At 30.4% G+C, this 14,643-nt stretch carries 15 protein-coding genes; all 15 read right to left on the bottom strand.

The genetic code is table 11. The annotated features are described in order from the left end of the window. Window positions 1–464: 464 nt before the first annotated feature. The 15 genes from ABD715_RS16540 to ABD715_RS16470 all read right to left on the bottom strand — a co-directional run bounded on the left by ABD715_RS16540 (window position 465) and on the right by ABD715_RS16470 (window position 14,594). The gene (locus tag ABD715_RS16540) at window positions 465–842 is read right to left on the bottom strand and encodes a DUF3703 domain-containing protein (protein ID WP_344789451.1); all 378 of its coding nucleotides are present in this window, start codon (window positions 840–842) and stop codon (window positions 465–467) included. Between the two features lie 54 nt (window positions 843–896). After that, window positions 897–1,313 carry a Fur family transcriptional regulator gene (locus tag ABD715_RS16535; protein ID WP_344789450.1) on the bottom strand — a complete coding sequence of 139 codons (417 nt, stop codon included), beginning with the start codon at window positions 1,311–1,313 and terminating at the stop codon, window positions 897–899. Between the two features lie 2 nt (window positions 1,314–1,315). Then, complete coding sequence (locus ABD715_RS16530; RefSeq protein WP_344789449.1) at window positions 1,316–3,478, bottom strand: TonB-dependent receptor; 2,163 nt, start codon at window positions 3,476–3,478, stop codon at window positions 1,316–1,318. Between the two features lie 74 nt (window positions 3,479–3,552). Further along, window positions 3,553–3,822: a DUF6660 family protein gene (locus tag ABD715_RS16525; RefSeq protein WP_425567987.1), complete on the bottom strand. Its 270-nt coding sequence runs from the start codon at window positions 3,820–3,822 to the stop codon at window positions 3,553–3,555. Between the two features lie 799 nt (window positions 3,823–4,621). After that, window positions 4,622–5,350 (bottom strand): phospholipase D family protein, encoded by a 729-nt coding sequence (locus tag ABD715_RS16520; protein ID WP_344789447.1) that lies wholly within the window; start codon window positions 5,348–5,350, stop codon window positions 4,622–4,624. A gap of 173 nt (window positions 5,351–5,523) precedes the next feature. After that, window positions 5,524–5,895, bottom strand: a complete 372-nt coding sequence (locus ABD715_RS16515; RefSeq protein ID WP_344789446.1) for a hypothetical protein — start codon at window positions 5,893–5,895, stop codon at window positions 5,524–5,526. Window positions 5,896–6,115: 220 nt separating this feature from the next. Further along, the gene (locus tag ABD715_RS16510) at window positions 6,116–7,372 is read right to left on the bottom strand and encodes a DMP19 family protein (protein WP_344789445.1); all 1,257 of its coding nucleotides are present in this window, start codon (window positions 7,370–7,372) and stop codon (window positions 6,116–6,118) included. Between the two features lie 660 nt (window positions 7,373–8,032). Then, complete coding sequence (locus ABD715_RS16505; protein ID WP_344789444.1) at window positions 8,033–8,863, bottom strand: DUF1963 domain-containing protein; 831 nt, start codon at window positions 8,861–8,863, stop codon at window positions 8,033–8,035. Window positions 8,864–9,040: 177 nt separating this feature from the next. Next, window positions 9,041–9,625 carry a hypothetical protein gene (locus ABD715_RS16500; RefSeq protein WP_344789443.1) on the bottom strand — a complete coding sequence of 195 codons (585 nt, stop codon included), beginning with the start codon at window positions 9,623–9,625 and terminating at the stop codon, window positions 9,041–9,043. Window positions 9,626–9,776: 151 nt separating this feature from the next. Continuing rightward, window positions 9,777–10,271, bottom strand: a complete 495-nt coding sequence (locus ABD715_RS16495) for a hypothetical protein (RefSeq protein WP_344789442.1) — start codon at window positions 10,269–10,271, stop codon at window positions 9,777–9,779. A gap of 160 nt (window positions 10,272–10,431) precedes the next feature. Next, on the bottom strand, window positions 10,432–10,929 hold the full coding sequence (locus ABD715_RS16490; RefSeq protein WP_027880803.1) for a hypothetical protein: 498 nt from the start codon (window positions 10,927–10,929) through the stop codon (window positions 10,432–10,434). A gap of 149 nt (window positions 10,930–11,078) precedes the next feature. Beyond that, window positions 11,079–11,750 carry a DUF2625 domain-containing protein gene (locus ABD715_RS16485; RefSeq protein ID WP_344789441.1) on the bottom strand — a complete coding sequence of 224 codons (672 nt, stop codon included), beginning with the start codon at window positions 11,748–11,750 and terminating at the stop codon, window positions 11,079–11,081. Window positions 11,751–11,919: 169 nt separating this feature from the next. Beyond that, complete coding sequence (locus ABD715_RS16480; RefSeq protein WP_344789440.1) at window positions 11,920–12,384, bottom strand: MAE_28990/MAE_18760 family HEPN-like nuclease; 465 nt, start codon at window positions 12,382–12,384, stop codon at window positions 11,920–11,922. Then, window positions 12,384–13,460, bottom strand: a complete 1,077-nt coding sequence (locus ABD715_RS16475; protein WP_344789439.1) for a GmrSD restriction endonuclease domain-containing protein — start codon at window positions 13,458–13,460, stop codon at window positions 12,384–12,386. The genes ABD715_RS16480 and ABD715_RS16475 overlap by 1 nt, the downstream gene beginning before the upstream one ends. 162 nt (window positions 13,461–13,622) lie before the next feature. Beyond that, window positions 13,623–14,594 (bottom strand): DUF4240 domain-containing protein, encoded by a 972-nt coding sequence (locus ABD715_RS16470; protein ID WP_344789438.1) that lies wholly within the window; start codon window positions 14,592–14,594, stop codon window positions 13,623–13,625. Between the last annotated feature and the right edge of the window lie 49 nt (window positions 14,595–14,643).

The following is a 14,643-nucleotide window of genomic DNA, read 5'->3' as shown; positions in this document are numbered from 1 at the left end:
TGCAAATCCATCTTTGTTTTTCAATCCGTAAACTATTTCAGTTTCACATACTGTTTTTATGAACTTCTTATGTCGGTTTTTAACTGTTATATGATTTTGGAACATAGTTTTTCAGCTTGCAGGTAACAACGGCTTCGGCTATGATTAGTACGGGAATAAATCAGCGATTAACTTCCGATTAAGCACTTAGCCAAAACTTTTTATTTTGTTTTAATTTTTTCATTTTAAAACCAAATCAAAAAGATTTGGCGGACTTAAAAATACACTAAACTTTGGATTAAAAAACTAATCCCGTATTAATTATAGCCTATGTTGTGCATAGTGTTTTTCATTACACTGGTTTGTCCGTTTTTTATCTAGTTCAAAACTTAGCGTTGGCAAGCCATACTCTTTTACAGTTTTGGTGAAGCTTGGGTGAAGCGACTGGAAATGTGTATGGCTTAAGCGTTGGCAATTACATCACTTTATTTAATCGAAACACCTGCTTTAATAAAAATGTCCTTTAATTCAACTTCTATTGGAAACGGTTTTAATGGAGGAACATTAGCTCCACCAGGGTTACCAATAGGAATGTGGTCAATAAATGATTTCCAACCACCAACAAGTAACCTAATAATTTGACCAAATACTTCTTTAGTATCTTTTTGCCTAAATCCAAACTTTAGCATTAACCAATGTGAATACGTGTGCTCAATCGGATAAGATTGTCCTATTATATGACTGCGTTCTAAATGATGCCAAGCATTACTAAACTGTTTATTCTCTAAAAAATAATAGTATTCTTTTAATTCTTTTTGAAATGCTTGTTTAAGTTGTTTTGGCATTTTAGTATTAAACTTCATATCTATTTAATTTTAAATAAAAGTATAATAAAAGTCGATGCAATGGAAGTGCAATTATTGACCACTACATTTATCGCAAACACCTTTTACAACTAAATTCACATTTTCTGAAACAAATCCATCAGGTACTTTTATTTGAGGTATTTTGTGTTCAGTTAAACAAATAGTTTCGTTACAATTATTACAGTGAAAATGTAAATGTAAATCGGTTTCAATTTCGCAACTGCAACCTTTTTCGCACAACGCATATTTAATAATTCCAGTCCCATTATCAATTTGATGAACAATATCTTTTTCTTCAAATGTTTTAATAGTTCTATATAATGTTGTTCTATCTGCTTTTTCAAAAGCTTTTTCTATATCGCTTAATGTAACAGCAACTTGTTTTTCAGCAAGGAACTTGTAAATCAACAAACGCATTGCTGTTACACGAATAGCTTTAGATTCTAATAATTCTTCTATTGTTTGCATAATTAATGGTGGTCTTCGTTTCCAAAAGGTTTAATAATAACTCCAATACTGAATATAAAACCATCAGTAGGTGCATATATTTCTGGAAATGTTGGGTTTTCGTGAGGTGGTAAAACTAATGGTGAAAACCTACTTTGTCTCTTATCAGTGAAATTTTCAAAGTTCACAAATGCACTACAAAATTTAAAATTACGCATTAAAAGTAATCCCATCGTTACAAAGTCGGTTGTTTCTGTTCCGTTTGATAAAAATTGTTTCCCTGTATAATATGTTTCATAACCTATTCTCCATTTTTCGGATTCGTACATTAAAACGCTTCCTGCGTTATGTTTAGCAGTCAAAGGTTTTTGTGGATTACCAGTTAAATAATTCAATTTTGTATCAATTAAAGCATAATTTAAAAACCATTTAAAATCTTTGTAAGTGAACTTTATGTTTGTTTCAGCACCTTTACTTAAAATTTTGTCATTTGCGTTTTCAAATGCAAAAAAACCATTATCTGTACTATTTAATAATAAACCGTTGTTTATTGCAGAAACGTAGAAAAGTTGATTAATTGAAAAATTCATAGTCTCAAATAAACGTGTTTGATAATTAAAATCAAGATTTAAACCATATGAGCTTTCAGCTTTTAAACTTGATTTATCAATACCAAGTACATTTTCAAAATTTATTAATTCTGCTTCTTCTGTAAAAATATCAGGAATTTTGTATCCTAAACCACCACCAATTCTACTTGAAAATCCGTTGTTGTTTTTGTACAGTAATGATATTCTTGGAAGTGGAAAAAAACCAAAATCCGTATTATAATCTGCTCGAAATCCAGTTTCTAAAATCCAATTATCTGATATATCGAAAATGTTGTTAGCAAACATTCCATAAGTTATATCGGTTTGGTCACGTTGTACAATTGCAGTATCATTTTCGTCAAAGTTTGAAGTATATAGGTTTGCTCCAAAAATCCAATTATATTTCGAGTTTATTCTTTCATAAGTAACTTCTGTAAACGTGTTAATTTGTTTACCATCAAAATTATAGTCTGGAATAGTAAGATTTCTATCGAAAAAAGAAATACTGTTTTTAATATTTAAAGAGCTTATTGAATCTAATTGAGTTTTATAAACTGCTTGACTACTCAATCTCTTTGAATTGTTTTCTTCTGTATATTGATGAATCCCATTTTCTCCGTTTTCAATTTTTGTTACATCTCCACCTATTCTGTCATCGTAAGTTCCATTTAAACCAATCCAAAAGGTTGTTTTTTCTGATGGATAATAAAAGAATTTCGGATTGAATGAGATAGAAGTTGTTTTTGGTAAATTACTAAATCCATCATTTTCTGGGTCGTATACTTTTTGAGAATGAGCAGAACCATAAAGTGAAACACCAAATTTCTCATTTCGTTTACTGTAAAATACATTTGCTGTACTACCTAATGCTTGGGTTTGCGTTAGCATAATATCTAAGTCTGGTTCTTCGTCGGGTGTTTTTGAAACCATATTAACTAATCCTGCAATTGCTCCACCACCATAAAGTGTTGAAGAACTTCCTTTAATGATTTCAAATTGTTGTAAGTCTAAAGGCGGAATCTGTAAAATACTTAAGCCACTTGAAAAACCACCATAAAGAGGAAAACCATCTCTTAAAAGTTGTGTGTAACGACCATCAAGTCCTTGAATTCTAATATTTGTACTCCCACTACTTAAAGAGGTTTGTTGCATTTGAATTCCTGTACTTTCACGAAGTACCATTGAAATATTTGTTGGGTTCATAATTGCCTTTTCACCTAATTCTTCTGTTCCAATGAATTCTATTCTTGTTGGTATTTTTCTTACAGTTCTTGAACTTCTTGAAGATTGTATTACAACTTCGTCTAATTCATTTCCGCTACTTTCTAATTTGAAAATTAAATCTGAATTAGTTGGAACTTTAATCTTAGTCTTTAATGTTTCAAAGCCTAAAAAAGAAATTATTGCATTATGTTCTCCGTTTGGAATTTCTGAAAAAGTAGCAATTCCGTCAAAATCGGTTACTGCTCCCTTTTCTAATTCCTCAAAATAAACTGTTGCTCCAAATAATGGTTCGTTTTCGGATTCTGAAAGGACTTTTATTTGTATATCAGTTGTTTGCGCTTTTACAGAAAAGCACATTATAATTGTGAGCATTGTGCTCAATATGTATTTATTCATTGAAAATGTAACTATTAATTAACTTAAATTTTTGACCTGTAGTCTATGTTTTAGCTAATTAATTGTGGCGGTTGCCAGATATTAGAATGAAAGTCAAATCTATAAATTGAGTTGTAAATAGATATCATTTCTGTGGTAATTTGGTTATTTAAACCTAATTCAAAAGTTTGAATTTGTTGATATGTAATTGCAATTCCACAGCAACTACAAGCACAATTCATTGAGCACATATCATCACTATCATTTTTGTGATTGTGTTCAGCACTTATTTCGTCTTGATGTTGTTCTTCGAAATTATTTCCGTCAGAACAAGGTTTCATTGACAAAAAAAGTATTAATAATGATAATATGATTGTAATAAATTTCATTAAGTCAAAGATAGAGATTTATTTATGCAATGGTATTGCAAAGTTATTTCTCAATTCTGTTTTCGTTCAGTTTTTGAGCGTTGGAAGAAAACAGCTCTTTTATTTTTTTAAGCGTTGGCTTTTGTGGCTGGAAAAAATAAATGTGCTGTTTGTGCGGTTGGCTTTTTTAGTTCAAATGTTGGTGTCTAAGCCTTTTTTCGCATTATGCACAACGTTGCGTGTAACTAAAGTACGGGTTTGTGTACGAGGATTTTCCGTAGGAAAATCAGAAGTAAGCAAACAAAGTACAGGCGTTACGATTAATGACTAAAAATAGTATTTTTTTTACACATTGTTATACAGCGGTTTTAATTTTTTAAGATTTTTATTACTTTTTTAAAGTGCGCTTTGTTATTTCTGCAATAATTTTTTTTTAGAGGTTCAGATTGGAAAAATTTCCGCAACCGAGCTTAATTCCGCTAGAGTGATTTTTTAATTTCCGCAAACTAATTCATTTCCGTTAGAGTGATTTTTGTTTCCGCAAATGATTTTCAGTTTCAGAATAGAGGAGTGTTTTGCTTTTATTCCGCTAAAATTGCGTTCTGATTTTTTTGAGCGATCACTGCTGTATAACGTGTTTGTGTATTATTTGTGGCGTGTTTAAAGCAACTAATTTAACAAATAAAAACCGAATAGAAAATCCGCAAGGATTTTCGTAAGTAGGCGAGAACCAGCCATTAATTATACACGGTGTTGTAAAATGTTATTATTCCTAAATTTCATTTTTTATTTTTTCTGGCCAAATTACAAATTGTCCATATTGTCCTTCTTTCTCAATACCTCCAAATTCTTTTCCTTTTTTAGTTGTAAACCAGTCATCTTCTTTCTTATACATCAATTTTTTTTCGACAAGAATAGAATTAATTTTTCTACTACTTATTTCAGTTTCTTGAGATAATTCTTTTGTTGTTTTATAGTCAGATTTTGAAAAATTCGATTTAAGTTTAGTATTTTTTTCAGCTTTAGGTTTTTCAGATTGTAATCTTTTTTGTGGTGCTTTTACATAAGAAAAATCTTCACTGTTATGAATTATAGAATCAATATCTTTTGTTGCATCTTCATAGACTTTTTTGTCTTCTTCATTTTCTGTATCAATTAAAATTCCCATTTCTCGATTATTTACTTGAGAAAATTCGTAAAGATTCATTGATGCAATAATCATTTTACTTTCGTTCAAGTAACATTTTGCGTGAAGGTTTTTAGAAAAGTAAAGTCTTACATATTTCAACTCTTCTAAAAAACTCATTTCAGTTGGCGCAAGTTCTTGTTTCCCAAAAATTATTCGGACATCAACTTTTTCTCTTTCTTTGTCATTCAAAAGTTCTCTAACTTGATCAGAAAGTTTCAAATATGGACTAATTATATAAAGTTCTTTTCGTGCGTCTCTGATTAAATTTTCTAATTCAGCACTTATGCTTGAAGTTCTTAAATATTTCGCCATTTTTAATTTTAGTTACAATTTTTTTTTAATGTTTTACAACGTTTATGTATAAGGAAAGTTGCGTGTTTGTGTGCGAGGATTTTCCGAAGGAAAATCAGAAGCTAGCAAACGAGCAACTAACTTTGGTTTAGCTAAAACTAGCAATTTTTTTTATACGGTGTTGTAAGCAGTTTTTATTTATTTTCATACCAATATTTTCTTTCCTCATATTTGTCAAATTCCTCATCGTTCATTTTTAGCAACACTTTTGAATAATTCCGATATTCATTCAGTTCTGTTTTTTGGATAAATTCCGTAATCAAAAAGTAAACAAAATCGTGTTCTAAATCCTCTAATAGCAACTTTGAGTATCGCTTTCTGGATTTCGGATATTGTTTCCAAAATCGTTTGTAATCTGCGTAAATTTTATCCGTCGCTTTTGCGATTATTTCGGTCAGCAATTCAGTCGGAATTCTGTTGTTAGAAATCCCAGTATAGTATTGCTCAATTTCTGTGTAGAAATTTTTCTTCGGTTCTATACTATTTTCAGTTTTCCAGAATGTCATTTCTCAAATTGCTTACAACGGACTTGTGTATGAAACGTAGCGTGCAAAAAGACACCAACTTTTCAGATTAACACAGAGCCGAATTTTTATATTTTGTTTTTAATTTTTCTCTTTTTAAAAGCCAAATTAAAAATTTGGCGGACTTTCTAAATATACACAAACCTTTGGATTTAGCACTTATTAGCTATGTTTTATACACCGTGTTAGCTGTAGTGTTTTTCTATTTTTTATATTCTTTTCTTGATTTTTCAACTCCATTTTCATAAACTATTTCTTCTTTAATATTCCCTTCGTCATCATAAGTTTTAGTTATTCCGTGTTCTTTTCCTTCAAACATTTCTTGATATAGAGTCAGTTTATCATTACTGTAAGAATATTGTTTTCCGTGTCGTTTGTAATTTTTATACTCTTGTTCGTTTCTGTCAATTACACCATCAAATATTGAATATTCATTAATATAAAGACCCGTACCGTCTTTCATTATTTGGGTTCCGTTTTCCCTCCAGCAATTCTGAACAAAAAATTCCTTATCAATAAATTCGGCTTCACTTTTCATTTGTCCATTAGGATAATATTGTATCCATTTACCATCTCTTTCGTGTTCTGAGATATAAATTGCAGTGGATTTTAAATTTCCGTTTTCATAATAATAAGAATTAAGAATTCCTTTTGGTTTTTGGGACTTACTTAATGAAAATTTCTTGTTTCCATTTTCATAATATTCTGTTCTCTCGCCTGTTTGTTCTCCATTTAAATAGTGGATTTCGTCTTTTAGTTGTCCATTTTCGAAGTAACTTCTGAAAGTGCCAGATATAGTTCCATTTTCAAGTGGAATAATTTCTTTAACACTTTTATTTGAGTGGTAAGTTTTAAGTTCACCAGAATAGTTTAGGTCAAATTCATTACCATCTTCATCAAGGCAAATTTCATTCGGATTTTTACGAACATATTTCTCTATGATTTTCATAGTCTTTTCATTGAGGTCATAATATTCATCGTCTAATTCATCAAAATCTTCAATTTCTTTATACAGATTGCTAAATTCTTGTAATCCACCTTTTCTTGCGTCTTTTATTTTTTTGTTTTCTTTTAAGTATATTTCATAAGACCTATTTACAAGTCCAGCCATTTTATTATCTCCAATATGCTTTAATCCTTTTATGATTGTAGGCACATATTTTCCATATCCATTATAGTAAAACTGTGTGAATCCACCGTTTGTAACTTGGGCATCCACATACCACCAATAATATAGTGCTTTCTGTCCGTATGATAGTGTGTTTCCTTTTTTTAGTTCTCCTTTTTCGTCTTTGATATATTCAGAAATAGGTTCAAGAACATACCAACCAAAATCAAATCCAGTCTGTTTGAAAAACTCTCCTTTATCTAATTTCGGTCTGAAGTGTTTCGATTCGTCAAAGTTCCAATATGGGTCATTTTTCGGTCCATTTTGTCCGAAAAGATTAAATAAATTCATTGTCAATATGATTAAAAGAAGGTTTCTCAAATTTTCGGTTTTCGCATTACAGCTAACGTTGCGTGTAACTAAAGTACGGGTTTGTGTACGAGGATTTTCCGTAGGAAAATCAGAAGTAAGCAAACAAAGTACAGGCGTTACGATTAATGACTAAAAATAGTATTTTTTTTACACATTGTTATACAGCGGTTTTAATTTTTTAAGATTTTTATTACTTTTTTAAAGTGCGCTTTGTTATTTCTGCAATAATTTTTTTTTAGAGGTTCAGATTGGAAAAATTTCCGCAACCGAGCTTAATTCCGCTAGAGTGATTTTTTAATTTCCGCAAACTAATTCATTTCCGTTAGAGTGATTTTTGTTTCCGCAAATGATTTTCAGTTTCAGAATAGAGGAGTGTTTTGCTTTTATTCCGCTAAAATTGCGTTGTGATTTTTTTGAGCGATCACTGCTGTATAACGGACTTGTGTATGAAACGTAGCGTGTAAAAAGACACTAGCTTTCGGATTAACACAGAGCCAAATTTTTATATTTTGTTTTTAATTTTCTCTTTTTTAAAAGCCAAATTAAAAATTTGGCGGACTTTCTAAATATACAGAAACCTTACGGTTTAGCACTTATTAGCTATGTTTTATACACCGTGTTGTGTACCGTATTTTTTCTTTAGTGACATTGTAAAGTGAATTCTGTTTTCTCTGATTTTTCGTCATAGAAAACATAAATTAGTCCAACATCTCCCCACATTAATCCAGCATTATCTTCTGAATCTATTTGAAATAAAAGTTTCATTGAATTTCCTTCGATATCTTTTGGTGTAGACTCTCCTTGAACCCATTTTGGATAACCTCCAAGTTGGCTTTGATAGTCTTGTTCTCCAATAAGTTTAGTGACAATTTGGTCATAATTCCCCCAAGGTTCATCTTTATCTAAAATACAAGATAATTTGGACGCATTATAGCAATGTAAATCTATTCCTTCCCAGTCTGGTAATGATTTGGTCGAACTAAACTTTATTTTACAATATTTAGACTTTTCTAATTCACTTGGTTTATAAATAAACGCAATATTTTCTTTTTCAATTTTCTTATAAATTTTCACTAACCACCCATCGTTTGAAGTGTCCCAAGGAAACTCATCCCAATCATAATAAAATTGAATGAGTTCTATATTTTTCGGTAGTTGTAAATCAGTAGAATTAAATACTTGAAAAATGAATTCTAAATTCTTTCCTTTTTTACTTGTTGGCCATAATTCGCCTTTTTCAAAATAGGGTTGTCCGCCAAAATGTGAAATTAACTGAGAGTTCTCAGGTGGTCTTGAAGCTTTCAAAACCTCAATTTTTGTTGCAGTTCTAATTATAGGTTTTACTAAATTCTCTAAATCAGAAGGCGTTTTTAAATTCAATTCATTTAGTTCATTTCGATATTTGTCAAAATGGGATTCAGTTTTAGGGTTATCTTTTTTGCTACTAAATAATTTCTTCCAAAAGCTCATTCTTTGCAGTCTGTTTTTATATGGTACACAACGTGTTTGTGTATGGTTAGTTGCGTGGGTTTTGCGTTAAAGTTAGCAAATAAAAATCGAATAGAAAATCCGCGAGGATTTTCGTAAGTAGGCTAGAAAACAGCAATTAATTATACACGGTGTTATGTGCTGGCTTTTCTTTCAATCTTATTCGACAATTATTTTAAATTCATCAATCATTGCGTTTTCATCGTAACTAAATTTCCCGTTATTTTTACCTGTTATGATAGCGTATCTATTTATAATAATATGAATATTGTTATTGCCTTTTTGATAAACTTTTCCATTCGATTCCATAATTACTTTTTCTCCTATTTTGAAATCTCCCAAGTATGCAGAAATATAAGGGCATTTTTTATCGGTCAATTCAAAGTTTGAAGATAAAATGTCTTGAAGTACATTTTTATAAACTAACCTGTTTTCACTTCTAATTTTTATTTCATTAGAGTTTTTATCAGCATAATCGATAACGGTAAACAAAGTTTTGTCTCCTGCATATCCTATATATTCATAAGTTCTCGAAGTATAAGTTTCAGGTTCAAATTCCCATACATTTTTCGGTTTTGTATTTGCTTTTTTACTTTCAGAACTCACAAATTTCCAGTCAGCCAAAATTAAAGTTTCCTCGATTTGATTTAAATTCATAGTTTTAAATCTTACGATGTCATTAAGACTTTGACTGTAAATAATTGAGCCATATAAGACTGCAAATAATAAAATAATTTTTTTCATTTCATTTAGATTTAAATATTCACGAACCAATTTAGCTTGCACATAACGGTTTTGTGTATGGCTCGTTGCGGAAAATCAGCTATGATTTTCCGCCGTGACCGAAAGATAGCAAATTGCAATGAATTCCGATTAGGAATTCAGCCGCAATGAGCTATACACGTTGTTGTAGCACGTATTTTTCTTTTTTCAAATATTCGTTCCATTCCTCTTTCGTAAATCCGTGTTTTCCAGAGCTTGTTCCTTTTCCAAATTCAGAGTCATTCAAATCAATTAGTTCCAAACTAAATAAATCAGAAACATTAAATTTAACTGTAATTCCGAAAGTAGTAGTTAATTCAACCACGTTTTTTTCTGAATTCAACTCAATATTTTGGATAAAATGATTGTCTTTGAAAATGTCATTTCCTTTAGAAATAGAAATTGATTTTATTCCGCTAAATTTTAAAATGGAACTCTTTCCACTGTATTTCGTTTTAGTTCCGAGTAAGTTTTTTTCTCTCGTAACGTTTTCAAAAGTTCGTCTTTCTATTGTATATTCTACAGTACCATTTTTTAATTCTGATTTTAGGTCAGAGTATTCAATACTCGAATCAAAAATCAGAGTATTTAGAATATGAAGTTGATTAATATCAAAAGTGTACGTCATTTTTTTCATATGTGCTACAACGTTGATGTATAAGAATAGTTGCGTATTTGCGTGCGAGGAATTTCCGCAGGAAATTCAGATGTAGCAAATATGCAACTAACTTTGTTTAAGCACAAAATAGCAATTATTTTTATACGTTGTTAGCATACGTTTTTTTAATTCAGTGTTGTTCTACCCAAACTTTAATTTTCTTGTCATTTTCGTCAAGAGAGATAACTAAAAAGTCAAAATCCATTCCAAATCCGCTATATGCGCCAACAGGATACAGCATTAAATTCAATGTGTCATTTGTCGATTCCACATATCGCTTTTCCAATTCAAATGGTTTTCCGAGTAGATTTATTATTTGAGTTTTATTCAGTTCTTTATTCAGATAATTTTCTCGTAAATCCGTAAGCATATTCCATCTCGGACTTTTATGATTGCTATCATCGTTATGTTTTAACCATTCTTTTTGGTCAAACTTAATTTTCAATTCACGTTTTTCAAGGAATTCTTTATAATCTTTTTCAGCCTTCTCTTCATCCATATTTTTCCAAATACTTCCAAAGCCAACATCTGTTGAATCTTTTTTAGATTCAGTTCCTTTTTCGGTTTTTGATTGTCCACAACTTACTAAATGTAAAGTCAAAAGTAGAATTGTAATTGCGTTTTTCATAAATGTATGCTAACGGTCTCGGCTATGAGTAGTTGCGTGGTTTAGTACTTAACTTTGCAAGTACACACCAAGTTGGAAATTCCGCAGGAATTTCCAAAGTAGACGAGAACAAGCAATTACTTATAGCCATTGTTGTAGCCAGTTTTTTATTATCCATTTAGTTGCCTTTTTAACTCAAGTGTCAAGCTATAATTTTCCTCAATTGGGACTAGTTTTCTATCGACTTTTTCTATATCTTTCCCTTCCTTAGTCCATAAAAAAGGTACGAAAGAAAACACTTGATTTCCATTTACTTTTTGAATATCTCTTTCCCAATTCTCCCATCGGAATAGCTCATAAAATTTATATAAATCTCCAGTTAATGTCCAATATAAAAAGTCCGAATATCCAATGTCTAAACATTCCCATTCGAGTGTGTCTTGTGGTAAATAATATATTTTTCCGATTTCTGTTCCAATTCCACCTGCGTTGATTGCAAAATAACCTCCAATAATGTCATCAGCTATTAATAGATGAGAAGGTTGTTCTCCATAATTTTCAAAAGTTTTTCCTTTATTCCATTCGCTCAATCCTCTGTCAAGTTTTTCGCTTCCAGAACCCAAAATTCTGAGCCAGCCATTACTAATCAAAATTCCGCCTGTTTCGTAAATGATAGCTCCCATTGGTGAGCGTGTAGTCACTTGAGTATTTATCAATTCTCTTTCAGCCCGTTTATCGTTTTTCGGTAAAATTTCATATTCATTAGTCGCTTCACTTAACCACTCATTGACTAAATCCCAACCAGGCTCATTTAAATTGATTAGTTCAGTTAATTCTTTCATTTTGTTTAAATTCTCGATTTTGTCAAATTGGCTACAACGGTCTCGTATAACCGTCAGTTACGGGTTAAATTAGCGATTATTTTCGGTTTAGCACAGACGTTAGCAATTCCGAGTGGATTCGGACGTAGTCGAATCCGCCGTAATTGCGGTTATACATTGTTGGGCATAGTTATTTTTTTATGATGTTTTTTAACAGTTCGCAAACTTCTTTCGTATCATTATAGTATTGAGACATATCTCGGAAAGTTATACTATCATTATTTCCGTGAGCAATGCTATTTCTATTTGATACAACTGAATTTATAGAACTTTTTTGTTGGTCTGTAATTGAATTTTCAAATTCCACACTCCAATCAGTATTAAATTCTGATAATAAATTTTTAATCCGTTTAAAGTCTAAATTTGTTATATATTTTGTTCGTTTAACTATATAATTTGAAATTGGTTGTGGAGAAGTTCCATCACAAAAATTTGAAATTAAAATTCTTGTTACATTTTCTAGATAACCAGATGTTCTAACACATAAATATCTAGATAAATGGGCTTTTGTTTCTTCTCCTTCATCGATTGTAGAAACTTGAGCAAATAGATTGTCTAATTGTCTTTCAAAGATATTAAGCTTATATAAACCCATTAGTCTACATTTTTGAAAGTATCGATTGCCATATTTATCCTAGCAATTACATTTTTCTCATCAGATGTTCCACCTTGAACAATTGATATAAATTCTTCGTTTTCTGTTAGTAATTGATATTTTTCAACAAATTCAGATTTATTTTTTATTTCTCCAGACTTTAATCTTTCAGCTACTCCAATAGCGATTGAATCAAAAGCACCTAGATTTAAGTTTCTTTTTATTCTAAATGGTTTAGTTCCTACTGTTTGAGTTATAAAACTGAATGTATTTTTAAATGTACTTTCAAATTCTTCTTTTGGTATCTTTTCCAAATGTTGGTGTTCAGACATAAACGCATTTAAAAATCCTTTTAAAGGTTTTTCATAATTTTCTCGATTATATAACAATGAAAAAAATCTTAATATTAATTCTTGTTCTTTTAATCTTATATCAGATTTTTTTCCAAAAATAGCTCTCCAATTTTGAAATTTGACAAGTTCACTTAAAAGTTCATTAAACTCTCCATAATATATACAAGCTCTAATTTCTTGTGGTTTTAAAGCTCGACCTCCAGAATTCAATCGTTCAAATATTTGATAAACGCTACTTTCACTGTCATCTGGCTCATCTTGTCTAACTACAGTTGCGTGAATGATAGAATCGTCAAGCCTTAATCTGTCAGACGTTTTAAGTGTTGCATAAGAGCGACCTAATAAGTCTTCTTGAACATTTTGTAATTTAAAAGGAGTACTTTGAAAGTAACCTTTGTAAAAATAATAAAGACTCATTAACCTTTGTTGACCATCAACAACAAGCAGTCTATTTGTATCTTTTTCTTTTGAGAGGAAAATACCAGGAACAGGTAAGCCTAATATCAAAGATTCGATAAACTTTGAAGCTTCATTAATACTCCATACAAATTGTCTTTGAAATGGAGGTATGAAAATAACTTTATCTTGAATTCTTTTCATTAAACTATCTACAGGGTAGTCAGCACCATAACTAGTTATAACATATCTAAAATCAATTGATTCATTTTCCGTTTCATCGTCAAAATCAAATAATAATGGTTGTTCAATATTTATTTCATTCATTTTAGTTCTGTTTTTTAATTATGCCCAACGTGTTTGTATATGGTTTGTTGCGTGTTTTAAGCACCTAATTTAGCAAATACAAACCGAATAGAAAATCCGCGATGATTTTCGTAAGTAGGCTAGGACTAGCAATAAATTATATACGGTGTTGGCAACCGATTTTTATTTCCAACCTTTAATATTTGAAAATGTTTCATAATCGCATCCAGTTTCGTATTCTAATTCTTTATTCATTCGTTTTTCGTATGCTTCTTCTGCTAAATATAATAATGCTTCAAAATCTATGTTTTTAGGCATTTCTTTAGGGTTTTTTAAAGCACTTTCAAAAACAGATTTACCATTTGCAATTACACAACAACGAACATATAAAAAATAGTCAACTGAAAAGTGAGTTTCTTCATTTTTGTAAAAATTTTCTCCAATATTCTTTGCGTGTTCTTTCGTGTCTAATTGATAAAGTTTATAACTCAAACTTTCTTGAAATTGTTTAATTTCAGAAACCTTTTTTTTACTTAAAAATTCAATAGCTGGTTTCATTCTATCTTCATCTTCTTCTTTTTTCCAATCTATTTTATTAATTACTTCCCAAAATAAATTGTCTTCCAACATTTTTTTAGGTTTCATTGAACGTTTTCGATATTCCTCTCTTGCAATTCGTGATTTTTCATTTTGGATTTCGACTTCTTTTTGAAATTCCTCTTTTTCATTATTCCAACGCCACTCCAAAAATGCATTATTCACAATGTGAGGTTCAATAACTCCAGAAAGAGGAAAACCACCTTTTTTTCCGCTTCGTCCATCTCCTAACTTGAATTCTATTTCCTTTTCAAAACTTGTTATTGGATTATTTCCCAAATATTCATATTCGTTCAGTCTATTATATTTCGGATTGTCAGTAAAAAAGTTAATACAATACTCATTAGAACAAAAGAATCTATCACAACAAAGTACTTTGTTTAATCTTTTATCAGAAATTTTAGGTTTTTCTTTGTCAATATAATTTAAGACAGCAATCATTAATAAATCTCCATCTTTTTCACTAAAAAACGATTTGCCTTTTTTAATAATCTTAAACGCTCCGTAAAAATCACGTTCAAGTTTTGTAATAAAAATATCTCCTTCTTTAGTATTCATAGGTTTTTTTCAAATGGTTGCCAACGTGTTTGTATATGGTTTGTTGCGT

It is taken from the genome of Postechiella marina, from assembly GCF_039538365.1.
GTDB classification, from domain to species: Bacteria; Bacteroidota; Bacteroidia; order Flavobacteriales; family Flavobacteriaceae; genus Postechiella; species Postechiella marina.
This window is presented reverse-complemented; position numbering and strand designations above follow the sequence as displayed.

Bases quoted from the DNA above. Each gene is read 5' to 3' on its own strand.
- ABD715_RS16520 (WP_344789447.1), bottom strand. From the start codon at position 5,350: ATGGCGAAATATTTAAGAACTTCAAGCATAAGTGCTGAATTAGAAAAT.
- ABD715_RS16485 (WP_344789441.1), bottom strand. From the start codon at position 11,750: ATGAAAGAATTAACTGAACTAATCAATTTAAATGAGCCTGGTTGGGAT.
- ABD715_RS16530 (WP_344789449.1), bottom strand. From the start codon at position 3,478: ATGCTCACAATTATAATGTGCTTTTCTGTAAAAGCGCAAACAACTGAT.
- ABD715_RS16535 (WP_344789450.1), bottom strand. From the start codon at position 1,313: ATGCAAACAATAGAAGAATTATTAGAATCTAAAGCTATTCGTGTAACA.
- ABD715_RS16475 (WP_344789439.1), bottom strand. From the start codon at position 13,460: ATGAATGAAATAAATATTGAACAACCATTATTATTTGATTTTGACGAT.
- ABD715_RS16525 (WP_425567987.1), bottom strand. From the start codon at position 3,822: ATGAAACCTTGTTCTGACGGAAATAATTTCGAAGAACAACATCAAGAC.
- ABD715_RS16505 (WP_344789444.1), bottom strand. From the start codon at position 8,863: ATGAGCTTTTGGAAGAAATTATTTAGTAGCAAAAAAGATAACCCTAAA.
- ABD715_RS16495 (WP_344789442.1), bottom strand. From the start codon at position 10,271: ATGACGTACACTTTTGATATTAATCAACTTCATATTCTAAATACTCTG.
- ABD715_RS16540 (WP_344789451.1), bottom strand. From the start codon at position 842: ATGAAGTTTAATACTAAAATGCCAAAACAACTTAAACAAGCATTTCAA.
- ABD715_RS16515 (WP_344789446.1), bottom strand. From the start codon at position 5,895: ATGACATTCTGGAAAACTGAAAATAGTATAGAACCGAAGAAAAATTTC.
- ABD715_RS16490 (WP_027880803.1), bottom strand. From the start codon at position 10,929: ATGAAAAACGCAATTACAATTCTACTTTTGACTTTACATTTAGTAAGT.
- ABD715_RS16470 (WP_344789438.1), bottom strand. From the start codon at position 14,594: ATGAATACTAAAGAAGGAGATATTTTTATTACAAAACTTGAACGTGAT.
- ABD715_RS16510 (WP_344789445.1), bottom strand. From the start codon at position 7,372: ATGAATTTATTTAATCTTTTCGGACAAAATGGACCGAAAAATGACCCA.
- ABD715_RS16500 (WP_344789443.1), bottom strand. From the start codon at position 9,625: ATGAAAAAAATTATTTTATTATTTGCAGTCTTATATGGCTCAATTATT.
- ABD715_RS16480 (WP_344789440.1), bottom strand. From the start codon at position 12,384: ATGGGTTTATATAAGCTTAATATCTTTGAAAGACAATTAGACAATCTA.